Genomic DNA, 24,066 nt, shown 5'->3' with positions numbered 1-24,066 from the left:
CCTTCCCCTTCCACAACGATCACCGATCGGTATTACTTAGAATGACAGGCAGCTCAATCTGTAATGTGAATCTATCATTTCGCTCTGATGTGCTTAACGTTCCATTATGCTGCTCCAGAATTTTTTTACAGCTGACCAGGCCAATCTCGTTGCTGTCCTTCGTTTTGTCAACAGGTCTGATCCGATTGGAAACGTTCATGTATAATATTTGCTGTTTCATATGCAGCTCAATATGGACAGGATGGGATGTATCTGCATACTTTTTTATATTCGAGAAAATATTATCAAACACACGACGAATCGCAACCAGATTCATTTCCAGCAAAAAAGGCTGCTCCCCGTAATTCGGCTGAATCTGAACATCGATATCCTCGATCACCGCCAGCTGCTCATCCAGCAGCTGATCCAGCAGCTCCCGGCCCTCATAGATTTCGAAGTCCACATCCTCTTCCTCTGATGCAGAAGATACCGTAAAGTATTCAAACAGCTTGTCCGATAAAATCTTGATCTGATATGCCTTCTCCCGGCTATTATGGATGTATTGCAGCAGGTCCTCCTGTGTCTTGTATTTGCCAAGCTCAATGATGTCCATATACCCCAGCAAAATGGTGAGCGGTGTGCGCAAATCATGAGAAATGGCCGTAATCAATTCCCGATTGGCTGTCCTCACTCTTTCCTCGCTACCAAGCCGTTCCACAAAGGATTTCCGCATCTCATCAATACTCCAGGCGAGTGATGACAACTCATCTCTGCCGGATATGGTGATCTTGTAATCCAGGTTGCCGCCTTCCAGAATTTTAATCTCCCGCTCCAGCTTGCCTATATACGAGATTTTATGACTGATAAGCAGCAGAAAAGCGATAATAAAAGCAATAACGGCAGCGAATACACTCAAAATGAGAAGCAGGTTGTAATACTGATATTCATAAAAACCAACCAGATACACCTGTGCCGGCTGATCTGCAAACTGGACTGTAGTAATCGGTATTTTGGATGGTAAAAACTGAGTCAGCAGCTCCTCATTAATCTCCGGGTCAGCCTCGGTATTGGAGGTGTAAATCAGCTTGTCTTTTACAAATATAAACAGCTTCAGGTAACGCTCCCCGCTAATCCATCCGGATAATTCCTCATGATCCTGTGTAGACAACTGCTCGCTGCTTACAAGAGCCTGGAAGCGTTCCAGCGCATCCTTCTGCCTGTTCTCGACAAAGGTAGATTTGCTAAGATAACTGTCCAGTGCCGTCTCTCCCACCACTTGAAAAACAATGGATACACCTGCTGCAACAAGCAGCGAGATAATAATGGCAAGCACCATCTTGAGCTTCAGCTGTTTGCCCATCAGAAATCTATTCAATTTTGTACCCCTTCCCCCAGACAGTCTTCACATATTTCGGATGCTGCGGGTCGTCTTCCAGCTTGTTTCTCAGGTTACGGATATGGACCATGACGGTGTTATTACAGGTATAAAAATAAGGCTGTCGCCAGACACTCTCATATATATTTTCGGCTGAAAATACCTTTCTCCGTTTCGATGCCAGCAGCATCAAAATCTGATATTCAATATCGGTGAGCGAGACCTCCTTCTCCCCGATGTATACTGATTTGGAATCCTGATGAATCTTCAGATCCTTCACCACGATGTGGTCTGTCTCTTCGATTTTCTCTTTGCCCCGGTAGACATAATAGCGGCGCAGCAGCGCTTTGACCCTTGCAACAAGCTCGGTATAGGAGAACGGTTTGGACAGAAAGTCATCGCTCCCCGAGGAAAAGGCTAGTTGTTTATCCGAATCCTGTGTTTTCGCTGTAAGAAACAGGATCGGTGCACTCGTTTTTTCACGAATCTCGAGACAGGCCCTCAAGCCTGACTTGTTGGGCATCATCATATCCAGAATAATGAGGTCCGTCTCTTCCGTTACTTTATCCACGGCATCTTGGCCATCCACGGCTTCAATAACCTCGTAATTTTCACTCTCTAACAAAATCCTGACGATCTCGCGTATTTCACTATTGTCGTCTGCAATCAGAATCTGCTTGCTGTTATTCATTGCAATCCCTCCGTCCACTATCAGTATAGTCCGCGATTTCACCCAGAGCCAGCACATCCATCCCGGCTTAAGAATTCTTCAGAAGTTCTGTGGGCTAATCTTCATGTTTCCGATTTATACTGTAAGTAATCAAGGTTATTAAACAAAGGGAGTCGTATCTATGAAGCAATATTCGAAACATGGCGTGCTCAAAATACTGCTGGGTCTGTTCGTTGCCTTGGCGATGGGTCTGCTCATCTATTACGCTTCTGACATTATCAAAATCATGTCGTCGATGGACAACTTCAGAGCTTATATTCATTCCACGGGACACTGGGGCCCGGTCATGTTCATTTTGTTCCAGATTCTTCAGATCGTCGTTGCACCGATTCCCGGGGAGATTGTACAGATTGCCGGGGGATATATCTATGGTTCTGCACTTGGCTCCTTCTATACAACAGTCGGTCTGATCCTGGGTTCAGCCATCGCCTTCTATTTCACCCGGTTCATCGGCCGTGATTTCGTATCCCGCCTGCTTCAGAAGCAGAATATGAAATGGATCTCGTTTATGCAGGACGAGCGCAAGTTTACTGCCTTTTTGTTTATCTTTTTTGTGGTTCCGGGGCTGCCCAAGGATATGCTGGTATTTGTTGCCGCACTGACCTCCATTAGCTCCTTGCGTTTCTTCATCATACTGCTGGTGGCACGACTGCCATGGATTATCGGATCAGCTGCGTTAGGTTCGACCATTCAAACACAGCAGTACACTGTTGCGATCATCATATCCGTTATTGCTGTTATCGGTTTTGTACTCGGCTATATCTACAAAGACAAGCTAGTGAACCTGTTCTCCAAAGCGGAGCAGGCCAACGAAGCGCCCCAGGTCGATGAGACTACCAAAACAAATGAGACAAAGGATGCAAACAAGGTCATGAGCGCTGTCAAGGCCAAAGCTTCCCCTGCTCTGACCAAGCCGCGAGACATGGCCACCGTCAAAAATAAAGGATAATACGATATAGCTATTCTTCATTCTGTACTATGTACAACTTAACTGGAGGAATTATTTATGCACCCCATTGAAACCAATCGATTGATCCTGCGCAATTTCACCGCCTCGGATGCTGCAGGACTGCTGGAGTATACAGCTAACCCACGCGTGAATTGTTTTATGGATCATCAGATGACAACACTTGAGCAAGCCGTAGTTGAAGTCGAGAAACGCAGCAATGACGATTCCCATATCGCGGTCTGCCTGAAAGACAGCAATGAACTGATTGGTGAGCTGTTCGGCATGAAGGAAGAGAAGGATTCAGATACGTACAGTATTGGCTGGAATTTCAACGGAAGATATGAAGGGAAAGGTTATGCCAGCGAGAGCGCGAGTGCGTTCATCGAACATCTCTTCACGGAGCAGGGCATACGTAGACTGTACGCCTATGTGGAGGACGATAACTTCCGTTCCCAGAAGCTGTGTGAGAAGCTGGGCATGCGCCGGGAAGGTCTGTTTCTCGAATTCATTTCGTTTGTCAAACATGAGGATGGCACCCCGAAATACGAGAACACCTACCAATATGCTTTATTAAGTAAAGAATGGCTTGCGCAGCAGGAAGCTCGGAAGTAACCGAAATAAGCCAGCTAACGCAGCCGTGGCCTTATATGCAGATGCTGCATGATGCAACGAAACGGCTCACCATAAATAAGGCGGCTTCTCCCCGGATATATTCCGAAGGATAAGCCGCCATTTTGCTTTTATAGATGTATAGAAAGGTGCTGCCAGGCACAACATCTGTTCAGCTTAGATCGCATTTCCCCAGTATTGCTTTGCAATCTGCTGACCCTGATGAATTTTTGCCCACTGCTGTGCTTCACTCAGCTCATTCCCGCCGTCACAGGAGGCAAAGCCGCACTGGTGAGAGAGCAGCAGTCTGTCCTTGTCGATAATTTTGGATGCCTCATCCAGCAAACGGACAACGCGCTCCTCATCGTCAAGTGTACTTGTCTTGGAGGACAGCAGGCCGAGAACAATCTCCGTATCCGGTCGATCCTTGAACACCTCCAGCGCTTCGATGGAACCGGCACGATCATCATCCCACTCCAGGAAGAAGCGGTCATATTTCAACTGTTTCAGGAAGAGATTCGCAATCTTCGCATATGATCCACCGCCCATGTTGCGGGAATCATAGTTGCCGCGGCAGTTATGTGTCCACATTTTCAGACCCAGGCTGTGACCGTAGTCAATAATCGTGTTGTTAATGTCGATAAACTCTGTAGCGAGCCCTTGTACTTCCTCCTGATTAATATGCTCCCCGGTGAACGGCGAGTTCGGATTGTCGTCAGCGAACAGCTCCCACAGGCAGTCGTCCATCTGCAGAATAGTACCGCCCGCAGCTGCAAATTCCTGCACAAATTCCTTATACGCGCTGACCAGACCTGCTTTGAGCTCCTGTATATTCTGGTACACCGCTTCCTTGCCTCCGATGTTATCCGACCAGGATAATTCACCGAAAATATGCGATGGTGACGGAATGCAGAGCTTGGTCTGCTGGTCGCCAGCTTTCTCTTGCAGCTGTTTGAACAATTGAATAAAATGATGGTTTTTCCCGCTCAACTGGCCCGTAATGCGCAGTCCGATATCCTTGCGAGTTTCATATTTCGAAGTGCCATCCACATCTCTGAAAAAGTAACCATGATCCGCGATATAACGCTGCACCCCATCAAAGCCCCAGACAAAGTCGAGATGCCACATCGATTTGGAAAATTCACCATCCGTAATGACGGTCAGCTTGTTCTCAATCTCTTTCTGTACAACCTGATCAATGGCTTTGCTCTCACATTGCTGGTACCCTTCAAAGTTTGCATAGAATGGATACTGAATATCATCCCGGTGCTCAATCTGTGTTTTATATGTCAACAGCTCTTCTGGCCGCAATAAACTTCCTACAATCTGAAACTTGTCTGTCATAAAAATAACCCCCTCGTTTGTATATGTTCATCATATCACGCAGAGCAGGGTTAGAAGAGATACCAAAAAAGTATGACTGGTTATAGCTTTAGGCTATATCACTATGCTTCCATTACTACCGTTTCACAGCTGTTAAATAACGAGAATCGCTGGAAGCAATCGTTCACTTGTGCTTCAAGCTGCTTGGTTAACTGTACATCTTTCTCATACCAGACATGTTTCACAACAAGCTTGCTGGCTTTACGCTCCACAACAATCTCAGCCCTACCAATAAAGCGATCCCCATATAATAAAGGCAGCACGTAATAACCAAATTTTCGTTTGAGTGCGGGCGTGTAGATCTCCCATTTATAATCATAGTCAAACAATGCATTTATGAGTTTTCTGTCCCACATCATATTGTCCAGCGGAGCAATCAGCTCGCAGCGCATAGGAAATTCCGGATTTTGCAGTATAGTGTCGATCCAGGGCATATCTTCAGCCCTGCAATATAAGGTCTCCTTCATCTGCTCTACCTTGACCTCGATAATCCGATCTTCCTGCAATAGTTCTTCGAAGACTTTGTTGCGCTGCTCCGATTTTAATCCCCATATATGAAGCCAGGCATCCGATGCACGATTCCACAGCAGGCCTACAGCACCAATTCGGCGCAATACCCTCCACTTGTGATGCTGCAATTCGTTCAACAGTGGCTCAGGCGCATGCAGCAGATCAGACTGTATATGTTTCTCGGCCACATCATAATACTTGCGTGTCCCCTTTTTATGATGTATAACCAGCTCGCCTGTCGAATACATCTGCTCCAGCACGGACCGGGCAATGTTGTTACCACTACTCCAGTGGATGGCTGAGCTCCAGGCGAAATCTCCAGTCAGCTGTAAAACATTCAAATCATTCGAGCTTACCGGGCCATGATGCTGTATATAATTCCTTACTTGTGTAGTTAGCGCCTCCATCTCGGGATACTTCATGGCATGCTGCCTGGCAGCTTGTCTGTATCGTTCGAAATAAGGCCAGTCCTCCACGGGCATGATCGCCAGATTTTTGTCAGGATAATCGACCAGCAATCGATCCTGATACAATAACTCGTCAAGCATGCTCTTGCTAAACCCGCTGATTCGTGACTGGAGTACCAGTTCGGCGTTTTTCCCGCAGACATCGATCGGATCATATTGAATGCAGCCAACTTGCCGCACAAAGTCCATAATGCCTGCCTTTCCGATAAACTGATGTTCCCCCAACAACCCATGCTTCAACAGCAAAAACTGTCTTGCCTGCCGTTTGGTTAATCGTATCATGATCACGTCCACTCCTTAACAAGTTCAACCCCAGGAATCTACGGATATGTATTAAACAAAACAAAACAAAACAAAAACAAAACGTATGTTCTTATTCTATTGTAACATGAATCTTACCTTAATTGCCATTATCGTGCACCTAAGAAAATATGTATTATGGTATAATTGCATAGCAATGGAAAGGCTGATATGGGCGGTCGGCTAATCTCCCGGAAGGGAGGTGATGCCTTGTGACAGTGTTTGAAGCGATTATGCTGATGCTTACCTTTGGTTTGCTAGTTGCAGCGCTACTGTCCGATAAACACAAGTAGACCGCCCTCCATCCAAAGGTTGCGGTCTACTTGGTCGTGTATCCTCTTGTTTGAAGCCCACCGCCCTTAAAAGCGGCTATTGCGCAAAGAGTCGTGTTGACGCACGGCTCTCTTTGCATTATAAGCTGTTTATAGCCTTAGTATAACATGAGAAATAAAGATTTTACACCGTTCTGCGGCGCAGTTCATAAAAATACTGCACAGCAGGATGCTTCATTTTAATCGACTCTGACATGTTCAGAATACGCTTTTTACCCACTCGCCTGTCAATCAGCGCTAAAATATTAAGCAGGATATCTTTACTCTCCAGATTGTCCTCAATTGAAGTCGCTAGAAACGTAGTTGCTGCTGTCGTAAAGTTAGATTTGCTTAACGCCGTTTGAGCGGCTAACAGCTCTTTGGCATGAGATGTGCTTTTTCGGCCTCGCACCATGATCTCCAGCCGCTCCTCAGGCACAGCCCCTTTCGTTTCTTTGCGAATGGCTTCAATCTCTTCATGACTTACAGCAATGACGATGTTCGGATCGTTTTTGATTTCCTGATCGGTCTGATACCAACGGATGGGTGTTGTCGTATCTGCCATATTAAGGATGTTCTTCTGATCTACGGTCAGGTAACAGCTTCCTGATTTATCCGGTGAATAGCGATAGCTGGTCGCCCGGTACGCTACTGTTCCAGCCAGTGTGGGACTAAGAAAACTGTCTAATTGTTGTTTTAATTTACTCCAGGACATATACCTCACCTGCTTTCTCTATTTATTTGTTCGAACGACCAAGACCCCTCTTGAAAGAAAAACATAGCCGCGCAGGCTATGTCTCTCTAACCTAAATCATCATTCTTCTGAATTTCCAGTAACTAAGTCAGTCTACTTGCTTACCTGCCTCATCTGAATTATGGTTTTTGTCAAACTCATCCAGCAATTCACGTACTCTGGCGGTTGTTTTGGCGTTCATCAAGTTACCTCTCAGCTCACTCGCACCGCGGAAGCCACGAACGTAAATTTTGAAAAAACGTGCCAGCGGACTAAACGAACGCGGTTCGAGTTCCGAGTATTGATCATGCAGGTCCAGATGAAGCCGCAGCAGATGAAGAAACTCCTCCGTGGTGTGCTCGCGCGGCTCCTTCTCAAAAGCAAATGGATTTTGGAAAATGCCCCGCCCGATCATTATGCCGTCCACGCCGTATTGTTCCGCCAGTTTCAGACCAGTCTCACGGTCAAGGATATCCCCGTTAATGGTTAGCAGTGTATTCGGTGCGATCTCGTCCCGCAGCTTTTTGATCTCGGGAATCAGCTCCCAGTGCGCGTCCACCTTGCTCATTTCCTCTCTTGTACGCAGGTGAATGGACAAATTCACGATGTCCTGCTGCAGAATATGAGTCAGCCAGTCGCGCCATTCATCGACCTCGGTGAACCCAAGCCTTGTTTTGACGCTAACGGGCAGCCCTCCGGCTTTTGCCGCCTGAATAATCTCCGCCGCAAGCGCCGGTCGGCAGATCAGACCGCTCCCTTTGCCATTCTCTGCTACATTCGCCACAGGACAGCCCATATTAATGTCAATGCCCTTGAAGCCTTCCTTCGCCATACCGATGCTCATCTCGCGGAAAAACTCCGGCTTGTCTCCCCAAATATGAGCCACAATCGGCTGTTCATCTGCGGTAAAGGTCAACCGCCCGCGCACACTTTTGTTGCCCTCCGGGTGACAGTAGCTTTCCGTATTGGCAAACTCGGTAAAAAACACATCCGGTCTGCCCGCCTCACTGACCACATGACGAAATACAACATCCGTCACGTCCTCCATCGGCGCCAATATAAAAAATGGTCGTGGCAATTCACGCCAAAAATTGTCTTTCGTCATATCCAAAACCTCTCTATGCATACTAGGGAAATTCTTTATCCCGAAAATGGTCAAACATCTGTAGAACGATTATATCATACCCCTGAAAGAAGCATACTTCTCTTGGAAAACTGAATACATTTGACATTACCATATATCAAGGATATTATAGATATGTTTAATCTTTAATTATTGAGGACAGATTGTGAAAATCGCAAGACTCCTCGGAACCATTCCGCCCAAAATGAATTTATCTAAAATAAAATAATCACATGTGATCTACCTGATTTTCACTTGCCGATCCTCAATGGCTCAACTACAATGAAACTCGGGTAAATGGTCATTAACATTCATACAAAATGGAGGTTTACATCACATATGGAAATTTCACTGGATATCATGAAGGACAAGGTTGAATGCCTTCAGGCTTATGACTTTCAGGAACTGGAACGAGCGATCGATGAACGAATCAATGTGAACAAAGCCCTTCTTTTACGCGTGAAGCTGGTTCAGCATCAAACTACGTTTGACCCTGTTCGCAATAAAATGCTGTATAGTGCTGTGGTACATTTTGCAGTAGAGTGAATGGCTTATTTTTAGTAAAGCTTCATGATATTCGTTGAAAAAAAGCAGGTTATCCAGAAGATAGCCTGCTTGTGCTGTATTGCTGCATAATACATGTGGAGCTAAACGTATAAGCGGATGATACGGCGATCTCCTCTGATCGAAGTTCACATACTACTTCATGCATTCCCTACGGATTCAGTTAACAGAGGTGAATACATCATAAGCGCATTGTTCTCTGTGATGTATTCATCGTTAACAAGTTCACCATCCTGATTAAAAACACGTCGATGGAGCACATTACTTCTGACATATCCTCCCCAATGCTGCTGTTCAATGCGGTGCTGTTTCTCATAGATTTCATAGGAATACAGAGCTTTCTCTTCTGCACGCCATTCTCCTCTCAGTACATGATCTCTCAACTCCAGATGAAGCTGATAACAGATTGAGGTTGGATTTGAGATCATCAGATCCAGATAGTTATACGCACACGTTGCACCGCTGCCAAACGGTTGTGTACGGTTGGAGTCCGGAAAAACATCGTAACTGTGCCGATGACGCTCAACCACAGCGAGTGGAGTGTGCAGGGTCATCCAATATATAAGATTCGAGAGCTGACAGAGGCCTCCACCAACTCCCGGCTTAAAGCCGCCATAGAATAAAATCATACCCGGAACGTAACCTTTACGTGTGGTTGTTTTACCGATCAGCTTCCAATAGGACATCGTTTCACCTGGCTGAATAAGAAGTCCATTGAGGCATTGAATCGCAATCGACAGATTGATCTCTTTGTTGTGCTGAAGCCACATATCGACATCCTTTAATTTTCGGAGTGTCGGCGTTTCGTGCTGAAATACAACGTGAGGAAGCTTCTTCTGCGAAAAAGATTTAGCGAATGAAGTACCGTCCACCAGCCATCTGGCATATCTTCGCCAAGTGTAATATGTTTTCCCCAGCAACAGTCTAAGCCTGGATCTCGGAACAGGTTTCATTATCATTCAATCAGTCCCTTCCTTCATGCGATATCTGAATTCACAAGAATCCAGATCAACGATACATGATGGGATTTACATTCAGAACAGGAGCTTTCCTTGTTACTCTTCAAGAAAAACAGATAAAAATTCCGTGTCTTGCCACATCTCTTTGGATAACAGCAGTTCTTGCTCTATAGAGGGACCTGCTTCATTCTTGCGAATGAATTCCTTGAGCATGACCTCAGCGTTCATATGATTCACAGCCTCCCGTAATTCCGAAGCACGGATAACGTAAAAACCGTATTATACGGCTGCCAATGCTTCAAGCCATGCTTTTTTATAACAGAGCAAACATTGATAAAGTCGTTCAATCGAGCCACCGTCAAAAAGATAATGAAACAGCGCCTGCTCCCAAAGCACACCGTTAGCGTACACAAAGTTCCTGGCTTTATCTATGGATACTCGCATCGTGCGACCTCCCTTTATTACTCAAGATAGGTGAACGTTAACGTGGATAATTCCATACCTCTCTGCAAATCCCTTCCCCTACAGCTTGGGTTTCAAATGTCTGATTACAGCTACACTCAAAATGGTCATCCCCACGCCAAAGCCTGACATGGATAATGGACCAAGCAGAAATCGCATGACCTCGCTCTGCACAACAAAGCTCGCAAGCATAACGACCATACAGATCACTGTGAAAATGCCCACCGTTAACGTGCCTATAACCTCATTCATAGAATGGTTTTGCTCACGGGTGATCGTAATCTTATTTTCCTTCAGGATAGGAAGCTCTAACAATCTAGGAATGTAGTCCGTAATCTGGTCCTTGACCTTGCTTATGCGCTCCTTAACCATCTGCCCTTTGTTCATATGATCGGCATAGGACTGACTTGCTGCGGATAAGGAGAACGTATCATCTACAGATGACAGCGTCCCATCCAACGTAATGATGGCTCTGAATGCTCCCGCAATCGTTGGTTTTAAGGACATCCCCATCTCCGTGATCATGGACATCATTCGTTTCATCATGACAGTGGTCGGGTCTGGTGAGAAAGATGCTTCTGCTAATAAACGATTAAGACGTTGTTCGATCAGCTTTTGATCCAGTAAGTCCCCTTCCTCGCAGACCTTTGTTAAGCCATGCGCCATCTCTTTGGTATCTTTATTGCTGTAACCCATCAGGAAGCTTAACATGCCGCCTCGTTCCTCATCTGTCAGATACCCCACTGAACCAAAATCGATCAGTGCAACTTCGCCATCGGCAGTCAGCATGAGGTTGCCAGGGTGCGGGTCTGCATGAAAAATACCCATCATCAGAATTTGATCCAGGAATGCATGCATCACCATCTCCGAAACGTCGTTTGTCACCGCTCTGGTGAAGCTGGTTCCTTCGATATATTCCATAGTGAGAACCTGCTTCGTTGAACACTCGGCATAGATTTTAGGAACACGAATTTCAATACCATGTTCCTCGAAGGCTTTTCGCATCAGATTCGTATTTAAAGCCTCAATATCAAAATCCGTCTCTTCAAGTAAATTCTGTTTGAAACCTTCGGCCAGCTGGATTAATCCAAGTCTCCTGATTTTGACCGAACGTTCGGAGAGCCATGACACAAACTGGATCAAAATATCCAGGTCCACTGTCATCTTCTGCTTCACATCCGGTCTCAAAATTTTAACGACAACCTTCTCCCCCGCCAACTTCAGCGTTGCCAGATGAACCTGTCCGATCGAAGCCGCTGCAATAGGTACCATGCCGAAGGATTCATAGGTTTCATCCATATTTCCGATTCTGGCGTCAATGATTGTTTTCAGTTCCTCCTGACTTAGAGGTTTGACCTGGTCGTGTAGACTGGAGAACGCTTGAATATAGGTTGCAGGCAGCATGTCTTTTTTGGTCGATAACACTTGAGCAAACTTGACAAACACGCCGCCCATGTTATCCAGAACCTCAGCGATGGCAAAGGGCAGCTTCGCATGATCCTGCTGAATCAGATGAGTCAAGCCTTTACGTGAAATAATCCAGAACAAACGCATCATACGTCTGAAAGCACGAACCTTGTTCCAGATATAGAGGAGTGGATTGGTCGCTTGCAGCATTTTAAAATTAAACAGGCTAAGCAGCATGTAGACATAACACGCAATAAACACAATCAATAACGGATAATACATAAACATCACTCTAAGAACTTCGGCGTCCGGCGGAGCTGTGGTTTGATTGAAGTATGTAAAAGAGAGCACCAGGGTTACGATGGACGTACTGAATAATACCGCCAAGATCAGTCTCAGCTGATTGCTTTTCAACGTGCTGATATTCCCGATAATAAAATAAACGACAAACGCCGCCACTAAAATACTGCTCAGATAAAATTGCTCCAGAACCTGAAGCAGCACACTCACCACAAAGGCACTGGCTAACGAGATCAGCACTTTATGTTTCCTGTTAAATAACGAAGTCAGCAGCATGAATACAATGAAACACACAATCAATGTAATGAAAAAGAACATTTGCATCCCACCTGTTATGTAATTAGTACCGTTGGACTCTCTTCCTCATCAATATAACATACTCCCCCTTGTGTAAATAAACACAAATAACCAAGCCTCCGTGCCACTGTTAACATGCTATAAAACGTCTTTCTCCATATACACCATTCAATCGTTTTTTTGACAAACAAATATAATTACAGTAAACTGTAAACAATACAGTAAAGTGTAACATAGATAATGAACTGTAATGAACAGATCAATACTTTAGGTCAAAGGAGATGCACCATGAACAGTTATACCGCTAAACAAATCGCTGAAATGCTGCAGCAGGATGACCCGCGTATGAATCTGCGAACCGTGAGGTATTACACTCAGATCGGTATGGTACCTCCCCTTGAATTAGCAGGTAACAAAAGAGTTTACACAGATAACCATCTCCATTATTTTCGGGCAATTATCACACTGGCGAGAACCGGGGAAACCCTGGCCTCCATCCAGGAAACATTGAAGAAACTCTCTATAGCAGACATTGAAAAAATAAGTCAGCAGCTAACCTTATATGAACCCAGCCGGATAATTGAAAATGAAACGCTCAAAATCACAGATGATGTCATCATCACGTTCAGCCCTCGAATATCCGCAGAGGTCAAACAGCGAGTTATTGATTCAGTATCACAAGCTCTAAGGGGTGAGAATCTGTAATGTTTGATATCCAATTAGCAAAGTCCAAGATGGAGAACGAAGAAGGAATGAATCATCTATGGATCAGGCTCGTTCAGGGGGAACAATGGCAGGCAGCAGAAGTTCAAATACAACTGCCAGAAGGGATATACCGCTCTCAAAATTTGAATGGCCTCACTGAGAATGAACGAGGACATATTGTAGTGGATGCGCCAGATCAAGATGTGCTCCTTGAAATCTATACGCAGACAGCTGTTCCATGCGGTGAAATGACCATCGTAGTAATCCTGCACACCGCCGAGACAATGATACGCCGAGATATTACAATCCAAGTGGTTGAGGAAGACGAAATGCACACTGCCGAAATGAATGAGCACGTTGTGGAACGAATCAAGACGTTGCGTCCCCCCTCCTCAGTCAGCAATCAAGACGATGATGGAAGCACTATCATATACATTCAACCAAAGAAATTGGAAAAGAGTACATCAGAATATTCTCATCTAGAAAAAGATTACAGAGTTGACTACCGAACTTGACTACTGAAATGGAAAGGATGAACGCCATGACTCTGATTCCTTACGTTATCGAGCATACCTCGCGAGGGGAACGATCCTACGATATTTATTCCAGACTGCTGGTTGTCCAAGCCGACTGGTCAGCCACTGGAAAAGATTGCACAGGATACGGATAGGGACCACTTTATGAATGCGGATGAAGCTCAACGTTACGGTTTAATTGACAAGGTCATTCATGCGGCACAATAAAAACTTATAGATTAAGGAGCTTATGCCATGCAGGAACTACAATTTGTAAAAGGTTATAGAGATCAGGACACACTTCGAGCAAGTTTCTTCGAACTCGCTGCGAGTACGTTTGGTATCCACTTCGAAGAGTGGTATCAACAGGGATGCTGGGGCGAGGGATATGTCCCCTTTTCCTATGTGGATGGAGATCAGGTCGTTGCCAATGTTTCAGTAAATCTCCTTGAACTCATCATTCATGGGGAGAAGTATAAAGCGATACAGGTCGGCACGGTGATGACACATCCTGATTACCGAAAACAAGGGCTGTCAGCCCGTTTAATGAACAAGGTTTTGGAGGAATATGAAAATAAATACGACTACATGTACCTTTTTGCCAATGAATCGGTGCTTGATTTCTACCCCAAGTTTGGATTCAAACCCGTGGAAGAGCATCTTTTTTCGATGGATTATACGGCGAAAAAACGATCGATGCCTGCGAACATTCGCAAACTTGATGTTACTAACGCGGAGGATATACGTCTTATCTCTACATTTGCATCCGAAAGACAACCTGTTTCGCAGCATTTTGCAACCGCTCAGACTAAAGGCATACTCATGTTCTACTGCCTGAATGTTTTTAGCCATGATATTTATTATTTGGAAAAGGAAAACGTCATTGTTGTTTATCAGAAAGAAGGCAATACGATCAACCTTTTTGACGTCATTAGCTTAAACGAAATCCATATGACCAATATTTTAGATCAGATTGCAGATGAAGATACGCAGGAAATAACATTTCATTTTACGCCGGATGCAGAAGATAATATCATGCTCAAAAGCACAATAACCAATGAAGGTTTGTTTGTAAAACCTCATGGTGAAAATCTCTATCCTGTGCATGTGAAACATCCGGTTACATCGATTGCTTGATACATCTTCGGACCAACCTTATATCAGCATTATGCAATGCGTTGAGGACAGATCAGTAAGGAGTGGGGCTTCCCCCGCTCTTTTTTTATGATCAAAGATTGATCTTCTGCTCCTTCTTCTTTCGAATTGACCTTAGAAATAACCCGAAACCAACAAACAAAACGGTTGTCACAATCCCCGTTGTTGGACTGAGCCAGAATTCCCCTACTTGGGTTAATGTGATGATCCCCGCTACGGATACCAACAAGGTCGGTACTCCATCCTCCACAGCGTGCATGATCACACATGGCCATACTGATTGGGTCAGACGGTATATTTCAACGTACATTATGGACCAGGCAATCATCAACACACACCCTATGATCAGAAAGCTCAGTCTGGTCGTATTTTCGAAATAAGTTTCCGGTAGGAAAACCATATAATACGCAGCATGCCATAAAGCCCATATAAGGCCAGACACAAAATAGAGCGTCCAGTCGTTTAGCTTCAATTCAATCAATTTGGGAGTCAGATAGCCGCGTTAGGCAAATTCTTCAAAAATGTTCTTAATAAAACTGCCTGCAATGGAAACCCCGATAAGCGGCAGCAATGTGTTTAGTTCAACATCAGCGGCACTGGCACTATTGAAAAGGAAGGCAAGACCTACAACAATCACCATCACAACCGGATAGATGACAAGAGCTGCACCATACCATTTCAAATTGCCCTCCAGCTTGAATCTCACACCAATATCCTTCCAATCCCGATTCACAATTCGCAGTACAAGCATCATGAGTAACGGCAGGATTAGCCACAATCCCATGCCTAGGGAATTTTCTGCTGGCTGCTCCGGCATCACCGTATCCACCCATACACCAATCCAGCCACTTGCTAATACGACCACTACGAATACAAGAAGACTGAGCTTTATTCTTGCTGCTGACATATTGACAAGCACCTCCTGTCAGGATTGTTCCATCCTCCGCCTCGCTGTGCTGATGACATCTTCGGCTGCACTATTCATAAGCCTGATCATCTCTTGTTCCGTATACTCTTCCGGCAACAGCTCATTCGCAGCCATCACGCTGATCCCCACCTGAAACATCTTCATCTTGAGCAAAATTGTCTTCAGTTCATCATCTGATAATCCATTCAGATCAGGGTCCATTCTCATCACGTGTATGAAGCTCTTCGTTTCCTCCTCATTGTGCTTCGCTTGATCATTTTTCTTCATCACAATATCCCGAAACAATATAGGATACTCTCTGGCAAAACGGATGCTGGCTACACCAATATCCTGAAACGGATGTCCTGAGTTCTGCTCCAGCAGCATTTGTCTACTCACCTCAAAGGTTTTCTGATATACCCCTTCTAACAATTCGCCTACCTCTTTGAAATTCACATAAATCGGTGCAATGGACCCTCCCAGCTTCTCTGCCACCTTGCGAATCGTAATGAATTCAATGCCTTCTGTTCTAGCGATTTCGAATGCCGCATCAATAATTTGATCTTTAGTAAATTTCTTTTTGGGTGCCATATGTCTCCTCCCGCCATAATTGCAACGATAAATTTCATACGATATATATCATATGATATATATCGTCCAAGCCACACGTCAACTACATTTTTTCAATATAATCAAGCTCTCTCGGGAGTATACAAGGTATAATGAAGTCAGATGACCGTTTGGCATAAATTTATGACCATCATAACGAAGGAGAGGACATTCGTGGCGTTTATTCCGTTAAACTGTCCCAATTGCAACGGACGAATTGAATACAAAGAGGGTGAAATTCTAAAGTGCCCTTATTGTGAAACAGAGCTTCTATTGAAGCAAAATAATGTCTATTACGTAGACCAAACCATTAATCACTATCACGGAACGCCTCCTAAAGCTCCGCCGAAGCAGGCTGGCTCCGTAAAGCTGTTACTTATACTGATGCTGGTGCTCGTCGGCGCCATCGGTACTTATGTGTATTCGAGCGTTAGCTCCACTCATCCACAAACAGAAGCCAAGCTGCCAGTGCGCAAGATGCCTGAAAGCGAGGTACTGCTCTCCTTTTTGCGGGATATCTTCGATAAAGGGGCTGCCTTGCCGACCGAGGAAGAACTAGCTCGTATTCGCTATTTGACTGTAGATTATTCGGATAATGACCAGTGGGAGTTTACATACAGCTTCTCCGATCCCTTCAGCGATGAACAGGCCGAGAAAATTACTTATGTGACTCAGGACAAAAAACTGAATACCCAGGAGATTGATCAGCGAGATTTTGAAGCTTTTACGGGACTGACTGCACTCGATCTGACCGGAACCTATGAAATTTCCCAGACCGATCAAACTACTTTTGCACATATGCCAGGTTTAAAAAGCTATGGAGGCGCATTTAACGAATCCTTCAGCTCATTTTCCGATTACTTTGGTGATAAGTCTAAAATTACGCACCTTTCTACCCAGTTACGAAGCAATCGGGAGTTAGCTCTACTGCTAGAATTCCCTAACCTTAACTCGTTATCGATTACCTATGTGGATGAGTCTGTAACGGATTTTCACCTGTTAAACCAGCTGCCGCTCAAGTCTCTGTCGCTCACCTTTGTCAATGAATTGGGATGGTTATCGTCCATGACGGGATTATCATCCTTGTCCATCCATTACAGTGAAGCTACAGACCTACAGCCGCTATATGCATTAACCCAGCTTCAGGAGCTTCATCTGTCTTTTTTATCCAATGTGAAGTCTATCGACTTTGTGCAAAACATGCCTGCTCTGCAAACGTTAGATCTCGAAAATGTCAACTTTTCGAATCTGGATCGCCTTGCTGGCAAAGCCTCCATTACCAAACTACGCCTGGTTTCATTAAACAAGCTTGGCTCGGTAAAGGCCATAAACACCCTGCCCTCTCTGCGTGAGTTAGTATTGTCAGGCTACTACGAAAACGCAGAAGCGCTGTCTTTACCTAAGGTAACGCGAGTAGAAATTCCAAGCGCTTTTCTCGCCGGGCTGAAGGCGCCCGCTGCAACCAGTCTGACGCTCCGCGGTGGAAGCGGCGATCTGAATCTGGCGGCGCTGGGTAAATTCCCGAAGCTGGGGCAGCTATCCCTCTGGGAAACAAGTGAAATTACGGGTCTTGGTTCACTGGACACCTTGACCAGCCTGCAGACCCTGAACATCTATGACTCCTCACTGTATCAGGAGAGCGATGCCTTATTTCGTCTAAAGCAGGTTAAATCTCTGACGTGCTCCGAATGCAGACTGAATTTTGAACAGCAATCTGCCGCGGAGAACAACGTTCTTGAGCAATTGACCCTGGACCAGTCCTATTTTAGTAAAAATAACAATTCGATCACCGAGGTGGATCAGATCATGCCTTACTTTGCGAAGCTGTCCGCTCTGCGTTCCTTCACTCTGCAAGACAGTAATCTGACTTCTCTCGATTTCATGAGCGGTTGGAAGAACATAGAAGAGCTGCATCTTGAGAACAATGCCATTTCCAATGTTGAGCCCCTAAGCCAGCTGCCTCAACTGCAAAAGGTACATCTGACTGGAAATTCAGTACAAAACAAGTCTGTGCTTGGTGCGGGTGTGCAGGTGTATTAATAGTTTTGGAACGGTTATATCTTCAACATCATTTCATATTGAGTGACAAAGTGCTGTAATCCAAGGCTTATGAGAAATTTCGGATGTACTTCTAGCTGCGGAATATCACCACTTTGTCACTCAATGATGCCATATCCAGCGAATTCCCCACTATACCTGACGATGACATGTATGAATGCTTCGGGGATAGCGGTAACACATTTTCCACAAAACACTCTATCATATCTACTAACTCAGTATTTTAAGGAGGAAATCACGTTTGGAGACAAATAGATGTAACATAATCAGGCTGCAAAATAATGATTATCACGATGTGAAATTGATTTATATGAATGAGAAAGTTAGAACATATCTCGGTGGAATCATACCTGAGGAGCACACATTAAACAAGTTTTTAGATACATTAGAACGCTCCCGGACGGGTTCTTATTATTGGGTTGTGCGATTGAAAAGCAATAATGATTGCATCGGCCTGGTTTCTTTGGATAAACACATGGATGGTCAGCACTTTGAGGTTTCCTACGAGTTTCTGCCTGATTGGTGGGGACGAGGATATGCCAAAGAAGTGATTACTCGCATGCTTGATTACATATTTAATGAGTTAAATCTAACCAAAGTCATAGCCGAGACACAAACGGCCAATCATTCCTCTTGCAGACTATTAGAAAGCGTAGGAATGACATTAGAGCGAATCGTCATAAGATACGGCGCTGAGCAGGCCATATATGCTATGGAGAAACAAAGCTGGGATACCTAGTCATTCCGTTAGTAGAGGGAGAACGATATGGAAAAACCCGTAGTGATCGAAGAATACAATGAAAACTGGGCTTTCGAGTATCAACGGGAAGCACAGAGAATAAAGCAGATACTTGGTGTTCATTGTATTGCAATAGAGCATATTGGCAGCACTTCTGTTCCCGGTCTAGGGGCTAAACCGATCATTGACTTCATGGTTGGCGTACACGATTTAGGTGAAGTTGATACATGGATAAATCCCTTAGCTGCGTTAGGTTATGAGCATGTCTACCATAAAGAATTTCCTAACCGAAGGTTCTTCCGAAAAGGGCAATGGAGGGCCGGAACGCATCATTTGCATATATACACTTATGGCGGTGAGGAGTGGAAAAACATTATTCTCTTCCGGGATTATCTCCAAATCCATCCTGATATACGCAAGCAATATGAACAATTAAAACAAGGATTAGCTGAAAAATATCGTAATGACAGGGATGCTTATACGAATGCCAAACATCCCTTTATTATGGATGTGATTCAAAAAGCAAAAACGGAGTAACGACTAGTGTCATTTGAATACCTCAACGATTAACGTTATGAACAGGCCCCTGCGAAGACTTAAATATGTTTATCCTCAAGGATCAATATCGTTTGAAACAACCGGGGAAAGAGGGGGTAGTCGCCTCTTTTTTATGTCCATTCACTCAAATCTGATGATATGTTGTTCCGCATCCATAAACCCTAATACCCTTCCCCATGGGTGAAGTGCTGATGGTAACTCAACTGAGTATGATGTGGCTGAATTCACCTATTCAAGCAACCTGACATCAGCCGCTTTTACGTGACAAGGTAATTGTTCATAATTCCCCATCTCTTTAATGATCGGATATATATCCTGTAAAGCATCCTTGCTCAGTCTTCCGATTGTTGAATACTTCACCATATCCTTGGATGTCACGCCAGAAAAGGCTCTTGCAAAATGGTTAGTCGGCAATACTGCTGTAATTCCGATCCCGTAGTTAGCTGCCGAAAAAGGTGTATACTCACCGATAAGAATTTCACCTGCATTGTTTATACGGGTTAAAGCCAGATTCTCCGTTTCTTTATCACATACAATCATCAAATGTTCTGGTGCAAACCAATTAACAAACTCAAAAGCTTCCTCGATGTTTGATGCAATAACGATTGCTCCCTTACCGTTAGAACCAAAAACATTTAGTAAGTATTGTCTTCGTTTTTCTTCTACCTCATCAATACAATTCCATAGAAGCGCTTCTACTTGATGAGCAAGTATGGTCGAAGTTGTGACAAAGATAGAAGAAGAATCGGGACCATGCTCCCCTTCATTAATTAAATCACAAGCTATTTTAAACGGATCGGCAGTTTCATCTGCGAAAATTACACATTCGGTTGGGCCGATACCTAATACACTCTTTTTACCATATGTCATTGCCACACTCATTGCCGCTGCAATTCCACCCGGACCTGGCCCATAAATCCCATCAACTTCTGGAATGGAGCCTGTGCCCTGAGCAAACCCAGCAATAATCGATACTCCGTTGCCGATCACAAATTGATCTGCTCCCGCAAGTTTAGCCGCTGCAACCGTTCCTTGATCTCCTAGTCCATTTTTTAATGGTGGCATTCCCACTATAATTTTTTTAACACCAGCGGTTTTGGCGGCTACAACCAGCATTACGGCAGTAGAAATTAACGGACCTTTCCTTGCCGGTATCCATATACCTACCGAATCCAAGGGAAGCACATTTTCACCGATTATTGTTCCAGGTCTGATTTGCTTTTCCCACGTTTTCGGAAACATCGCTACATTAGCATCTTGCACATTTTTAATTGCTTGTTCTATAGCTGAACATAATGATGGTGACAGTGAAGAGACGTATTCCTCAACATAAGCGTTGGAGAGAATCAGTCCATCCAAATCAACTTCATCATACTTCATGGTCAGACTTCTGATTGCTTCATCCCCCTTGTCAGCCACCTCATCGAAAATGGATAAAACTCCGTTAAGCACATCCCTGTTGAATAGCGTCTTATGTGTTTTGAAACGCTCTGTAAGCAGCTCATTTTGTTCTGGAACTTTGAATATAATGCTTGAATTTTGCATCTCTTTCTACCTCCAATTTTTAATAAACAACAAAAAAGAGCCATGCAGGATAAAAAACACCCACATGACTCTTATGCTTCAAGTCCGCAGGTATAACGCCAATAGGCGTCTGTACCTACGGAAAAAATTCCGTAATACAGACGCCTAACTGTGATGATGGTTATAGGATTTTGTTAACACAGATACAAAACGGTTCATATCAATATCCCCTTTAACCACAATTGCACATATTATAAAATGCAAACCATAATTTGTAAAGTCCCCTTAATTCTTATTCGAATCAGAGCGCTGCGGATTGGCCTTGCCAAAGATATGATACGGGGTTATCCCCTTTGCAAATAGGCTATCGATCAGTCCGACCAATTCTTCTGACGATAGATCTTTGCCGTTGCGTATCCAAAGTCGAAACATAGATATTAATGTTGATATGTAAAACTCAATGATATATGGTGCTAAAGCATCGTTTATTGGAAAATCCACAATCAATCGCTCAAAGGGAATTTCTCTTTTCAGACGTTCAATAAAATGAACAGAACCATAGTCGCCCAAGAGGGCTTTAAGAACTGAAATGTCTTCTGCATTTTCCAAGCATTGAAGTGCATCTTGGAAAGTATGTGTAGAAAACTCTCTGCCTGCCATTTCCTCGTTAATGGACTTCAAAATACGCTCTTCAACGTAGTCCAACAACTCATAGATATCCGTAAAATATTGATAAAATGTACTGCGATTATATCCTGATTGCTTAGCAATCTCTTGAATGGATATTTTCTCGATGGGTTTTCGGCTGTATAAATCGCAGAATACATTAACAAATGTCTGCCTTGTTTTGTCCGTCATTTCAGGCTGCTTATGCATGATTTCCCTCCGTTTTCTATTCCATCCGTCTAAGCCATCATACGACAGATATAAAAAATCTGATGGTTGATGAGCGTATAGTGAATCCATACAATAACATTATACAACACGTTGTTGGATTATTAACGAGGATAAATTACATTTTTAGGAGGTAATATGAGAATTTTATTCTTCGGTAGAGGTGTCATATCGACCCAATATGCTTGGGCTTTTGAAAAGGCAGGGCACACAGTAGAGTTTTACGTAAGAAAAGGGAGAAAAGAAACCTTCGGAAGCCATATAGAGCTTGAAATGTGGGATGCGCGAAGAGGGAAACAGCTCATACAAGAAAACTGGAACGTCAAACTACATGAGGAGATTAACCCAAATTATGATCTCATTATTGTAAGTGTCCACACGGAACAACTTCCAAAAGCAGCACAATTACTATCGAACGTTGCTGGAAACACCCCTGTCCTCATATTCAATAACATTTGGCAAGATTTGAAATCATCGATCTCACCTTTGTCTATGAACAATGTGGTCTTTGGGTTCCCAGGAGCAGGAGGCGGCATCACGGACAATAGGCTTAGAGGCGGCTTTTTTAAAATGATATTTCTTGAAAAACCACGGGAAGGCACGGAACAAATAAACAACAACGTCAAAGATCTGTTTGAAAGTGCCCATTTTAAAATTAGTTGGATCAAGGATATGCAAAACTGGCTATGGAATCACTTTGCCATGAACGCGGCTATGGAATCCGAAGTGTTAAGACGAGGAAGCTTTCCAGCACTCTTGAATCATCGTGACTCATTCGCCAATGTTGGGAAGAATATGAGGGAAATTGCACCTGTACTTCAAGCAAGAGGTGCAAAAATTGATATGATTTCTCTACTGCTGACTAAAATTCCACCGGCAATTCTCAGTATGCTTTTTAACAAGGTTATTTTTGCAAAGGGCAGCCTAGCACGACTTTCCATTGAATACAACAATACCAAAGCAGGTTTTTCAGTAATCGAAGTTGTGAAAGAAGCCAAAAAGTTAGGGATATCTTTACCTCGTCTTACTGCAACTCTTGAAAACAATAAACGACACAACGTTATCGAAAACTGATCCATCCGACGAACAGAAACCTCACCGAATGCTCCGCGCTAAACATATTACTTTGGTAAAAACAACAATAGCCCGAACTTTAAAAGCTTCGGGCTATATAGCTATTTAAACAGGTGCATGTGGCTCCAGAAACTAGACCCTCATCAACATCGCTACTGACTCCACATGCGCCGTATACGGGTAACGATCCTATTATCAAGGGTTCGACTACGTCAACTGGTTCAACCAGCATCGAATTCATGGATTACTAGGGTATTTTTTCAGTATCGCCAAGAAGCCCTTAAAAAATGGTCAAAAAAAGAAGCGGGACATTACCCGCTCCGTTGCTGTATACGCCAATACATCTCAACTATTAGTCATTCCTAACCAACTTCGCTCTCCACATGTGTTGAATACTTTTCACAGACTTTAGGTACTAGACAACCAAACCCAACCACCATTAATTAAAGAAACATATGCATTATTATTATAACAAGAGCAATCACCATGAATAAAAAAGGTAGAATCGTTAAAGTTATTCCTGCAATCGCCATTCCTCTTCCTTTAGATGACTTTATTGCACTTAATCCTAGCGGAAAACCCACCAATGAGGAAATACCTGCGATGAAAAAAAATGTTAAACCTACTCCACTTGCAGATGTAACTACCTCTGCTACAATTGTTAAGACGACGAAAATGGCAGATATAATACCCAAAATCATTGAGACAATAGCAGCTCCTAGCCTATTCTTTAGTGGCTTTGGCTTTACTTTATTTACTGTTTTAGTTAAAGCTTGAGTAGACATCAAGTAGTACTCCTTTTTACCTATGTATTTTGTCCTATTAGTAAATAATACCTTTATCCTTTAACTCTTTCAACATCTTTTATAA

The 24,066-nt window shown here is 43.8% G+C and carries 25 protein-coding genes and 3 pseudogenes; 14 read left to right on the top strand and 14 right to left on the bottom strand.

The genetic code is table 11. The features are described 5' to 3' along the window. Positions 1 to 19 precede the first annotated feature (19 nt). Positions 20 to 1,354, bottom strand: a complete 1,335-nt coding sequence (locus HNR77_RS16230; RefSeq protein ID WP_184186328.1) for a sensor histidine kinase — start codon at positions 1,352 to 1,354, stop codon at positions 20 to 22. Beyond that, the gene (locus tag HNR77_RS16225; protein ID WP_184186325.1) at positions 1,347 to 2,045 is read right to left on the bottom strand and encodes a response regulator transcription factor; all 699 of its coding nucleotides are present in this window, start codon (positions 2,043 to 2,045) and stop codon (positions 1,347 to 1,349) included. The genes HNR77_RS16230 and HNR77_RS16225 overlap by 8 nt, the downstream gene beginning before the upstream one ends. Positions 2,046 to 2,205: 160 nt before the next feature. On the opposite strand from HNR77_RS16225, the gene HNR77_RS16220 reads away from it, so the two are divergent. Both HNR77_RS16220 and HNR77_RS16215 read left to right on the top strand, forming a co-directional pair. Then, positions 2,206 to 3,033 (top strand): TVP38/TMEM64 family protein, encoded by an 828-nt coding sequence (locus tag HNR77_RS16220; RefSeq protein WP_184186322.1) that lies wholly within the window; start codon positions 2,206 to 2,208, stop codon positions 3,031 to 3,033. A gap of 57 nt (positions 3,034 to 3,090) precedes the next feature. Next, entirely contained in the window at positions 3,091 to 3,645 is a 555-nt protein-coding gene (locus HNR77_RS16215; RefSeq protein WP_184186320.1) for a GNAT family N-acetyltransferase, read from the top strand. A gap of 174 nt (positions 3,646 to 3,819) precedes the next feature. Here HNR77_RS16215 and HNR77_RS16210 read toward each other — a convergent pair whose 3' ends face one another. Both HNR77_RS16210 and HNR77_RS16205 read right to left on the bottom strand, forming a co-directional pair. After that, positions 3,820 to 4,986 carry a cobalamin-independent methionine synthase II family protein gene (locus tag HNR77_RS16210; RefSeq protein WP_184186317.1) on the bottom strand — a complete coding sequence of 389 codons (1,167 nt, stop codon included), beginning with the start codon at positions 4,984 to 4,986 and terminating at the stop codon, positions 3,820 to 3,822. 101 nt (positions 4,987 to 5,087) lie between these two features. Further along, the gene (locus HNR77_RS16205) at positions 5,088 to 6,284 is read right to left on the bottom strand and encodes a winged helix-turn-helix domain-containing protein (RefSeq protein ID WP_184186315.1); all 1,197 of its coding nucleotides are present in this window, start codon (positions 6,282 to 6,284) and stop codon (positions 5,088 to 5,090) included. A gap of 230 nt (positions 6,285 to 6,514) precedes the next feature. Here HNR77_RS16205 and HNR77_RS30795 point away from each other — a divergent pair, with 230 nt between their 5' ends. Continuing rightward, positions 6,515 to 6,595, top strand: coding sequence for a putative holin-like toxin (locus tag HNR77_RS30795; RefSeq protein WP_397366954.1), 81 nt, complete (start codon positions 6,515 to 6,517; stop codon positions 6,593 to 6,595). A 163-nt stretch (positions 6,596 to 6,758) separates the two neighbouring features. Here HNR77_RS30795 and HNR77_RS16200 read toward each other — a convergent pair whose 3' ends face one another. Next, a complete protein-coding gene (locus HNR77_RS16200) occupies positions 6,759 to 7,328 on the bottom strand; it encodes an SF0329 family protein (RefSeq protein ID WP_184186311.1) in 570 nt (189 codons plus the stop codon). A gap of 127 nt (positions 7,329 to 7,455) precedes the next feature. Beyond that, positions 7,456 to 8,451 (bottom strand): tRNA dihydrouridine synthase, encoded by a 996-nt coding sequence (locus tag HNR77_RS16195; RefSeq protein ID WP_184186308.1) that lies wholly within the window; start codon positions 8,449 to 8,451, stop codon positions 7,456 to 7,458. A 357-nt stretch (positions 8,452 to 8,808) separates the two neighbouring features. Between HNR77_RS16195 and HNR77_RS16190 the strand changes: the two genes are divergently transcribed. Next, positions 8,809 to 9,015, top strand: coding sequence for a DUF2536 family protein (locus HNR77_RS16190; RefSeq protein ID WP_184186304.1), 207 nt, complete (start codon positions 8,809 to 8,811; stop codon positions 9,013 to 9,015). 158 nt (positions 9,016 to 9,173) lie between these two features. On the opposite strand, the gene HNR77_RS16185 is transcribed toward HNR77_RS16190, so the two are convergent. From HNR77_RS16185 to HNR77_RS16175, 4 genes are all read right to left on the bottom strand, one after another. After that, entirely contained in the window at positions 9,174 to 9,986 is an 813-nt protein-coding gene (locus HNR77_RS16185; protein ID WP_184186443.1) for a VanW family protein, read from the bottom strand. Positions 9,987 to 10,088: 102 nt separating this feature from the next. Beyond that, complete coding sequence (locus HNR77_RS30335; protein WP_260410596.1) at positions 10,089 to 10,220, bottom strand: hypothetical protein; 132 nt, start codon at positions 10,218 to 10,220, stop codon at positions 10,089 to 10,091. A 51-nt stretch (positions 10,221 to 10,271) separates the two neighbouring features. Next, a complete protein-coding gene (locus HNR77_RS16180) occupies positions 10,272 to 10,436 on the bottom strand; it encodes a hypothetical protein (RefSeq protein WP_184186301.1) in 165 nt (54 codons plus the stop codon). Positions 10,437 to 10,514: 78 nt separating this feature from the next. Then, positions 10,515 to 12,479, bottom strand: a complete 1,965-nt coding sequence (locus tag HNR77_RS16175; RefSeq protein WP_184186298.1) for an ABC1 kinase family protein — start codon at positions 12,477 to 12,479, stop codon at positions 10,515 to 10,517. A 267-nt stretch (positions 12,480 to 12,746) separates the two neighbouring features. Between HNR77_RS16175 and HNR77_RS16170 the strand changes: the two genes are divergently transcribed. The 5 genes and pseudogenes from HNR77_RS16170 to HNR77_RS16155 all read left to right on the top strand — a co-directional run bounded on the left by HNR77_RS16170 (position 12,747) and on the right by HNR77_RS16155 (position 14,815). After that, the gene (locus HNR77_RS16170) at positions 12,747 to 13,163 is read left to right on the top strand and encodes a MerR family transcriptional regulator (RefSeq protein WP_184186295.1); all 417 of its coding nucleotides are present in this window, start codon (positions 12,747 to 12,749) and stop codon (positions 13,161 to 13,163) included. After that, positions 13,163 to 13,678 carry a hypothetical protein gene (locus tag HNR77_RS16165; RefSeq protein WP_184186292.1) on the top strand — a complete coding sequence of 172 codons (516 nt, stop codon included), beginning with the start codon at positions 13,163 to 13,165 and terminating at the stop codon, positions 13,676 to 13,678. Before HNR77_RS16170 ends, HNR77_RS16165 begins: the two co-directional genes overlap by 1 nt. 32 nt (positions 13,679 to 13,710) lie before the next feature. Next, positions 13,711 to 13,779: pseudogene (locus HNR77_RS29935) on the top strand (ATP-dependent Clp protease proteolytic subunit); the annotation flags it as partial. Between the two features lies 1 nt (position 13,780). Beyond that, positions 13,781 to 13,906 (top strand): annotated as a pseudogene (locus HNR77_RS16160) (ATP-dependent Clp protease proteolytic subunit); the annotation flags it as partial. Between the two features lie 27 nt (positions 13,907 to 13,933). Next, positions 13,934 to 14,815, top strand: coding sequence for a GNAT family N-acetyltransferase (locus HNR77_RS16155; protein WP_184186289.1), 882 nt, complete (start codon positions 13,934 to 13,936; stop codon positions 14,813 to 14,815). Between the two features lie 91 nt (positions 14,816 to 14,906). Here the strand turns inward: HNR77_RS16155 and HNR77_RS16150 are convergent. Next, positions 14,907 to 15,740, bottom strand: a pseudogene (locus HNR77_RS16150) (CPBP family glutamic-type intramembrane protease). An 18-nt stretch (positions 15,741 to 15,758) separates the two neighbouring features. Continuing rightward, positions 15,759 to 16,331 (bottom strand): TetR/AcrR family transcriptional regulator, encoded by a 573-nt coding sequence (locus tag HNR77_RS16145; protein ID WP_184186286.1) that lies wholly within the window; start codon positions 16,329 to 16,331, stop codon positions 15,759 to 15,761. Between the two features lie 291 nt (positions 16,332 to 16,622). On the opposite strand from HNR77_RS16145, the gene HNR77_RS16140 reads away from it, so the two are divergent. The 3 genes from HNR77_RS16140 (at position 16,623) to HNR77_RS16130 (ending at position 19,683) form a co-directional block, all read left to right on the top strand. Continuing rightward, positions 16,623 to 18,389 carry a leucine-rich repeat domain-containing protein gene (locus HNR77_RS16140; RefSeq protein ID WP_260410595.1) on the top strand — a complete coding sequence of 589 codons (1,767 nt, stop codon included), beginning with the start codon at positions 16,623 to 16,625 and terminating at the stop codon, positions 18,387 to 18,389. A 259-nt stretch (positions 18,390 to 18,648) separates the two neighbouring features. Next, positions 18,649 to 19,146, top strand: coding sequence for a GNAT family N-acetyltransferase (locus tag HNR77_RS16135; RefSeq protein ID WP_221443871.1), 498 nt, complete (start codon positions 18,649 to 18,651; stop codon positions 19,144 to 19,146). Positions 19,147 to 19,173: 27 nt separating this feature from the next. Beyond that, entirely contained in the window at positions 19,174 to 19,683 is a 510-nt protein-coding gene (locus HNR77_RS16130; protein WP_184186280.1) for a GrpB family protein, read from the top strand. Positions 19,684 to 19,932: 249 nt separating this feature from the next. Here the strand turns inward: HNR77_RS16130 and hisD are convergent, their stop codons facing one another. Together hisD and HNR77_RS16120 are read right to left on the bottom strand one after the other, a co-directional pair. Beyond that, positions 19,933 to 21,249, bottom strand: coding sequence for a histidinol dehydrogenase (gene hisD, locus HNR77_RS16125; protein WP_184186277.1), 1,317 nt, complete (start codon positions 21,247 to 21,249; stop codon positions 19,933 to 19,935). A 264-nt stretch (positions 21,250 to 21,513) separates the two neighbouring features. After that, on the bottom strand, positions 21,514 to 22,104 hold the full coding sequence (locus HNR77_RS16120) for a TetR/AcrR family transcriptional regulator (RefSeq protein WP_184186274.1): 591 nt from the start codon (positions 22,102 to 22,104) through the stop codon (positions 21,514 to 21,516). Between the two features lie 156 nt (positions 22,105 to 22,260). On the opposite strand from HNR77_RS16120, the gene HNR77_RS16115 reads away from it, so the two are divergent. Further along, complete coding sequence (locus tag HNR77_RS16115; protein WP_184186271.1) at positions 22,261 to 23,196, top strand: ketopantoate reductase family protein; 936 nt, start codon at positions 22,261 to 22,263, stop codon at positions 23,194 to 23,196. 486 nt (positions 23,197 to 23,682) lie between these two features. Then, entirely contained in the window at positions 23,683 to 23,973 is a 291-nt protein-coding gene (locus HNR77_RS16110) for a hypothetical protein (protein WP_184186268.1), read from the top strand. Positions 23,974 to 24,066 lie beyond the last annotated feature (93 nt).

The sequence above is a fragment of the Paenibacillus sp. JGP012 genome, assembly GCF_014203995.1.
GTDB lineage: Bacteria > Bacillota > Bacilli > Paenibacillales > Paenibacillaceae > Paenibacillus > Paenibacillus silvae.
This window is presented reverse-complemented; position numbering and strand designations above follow the sequence as displayed.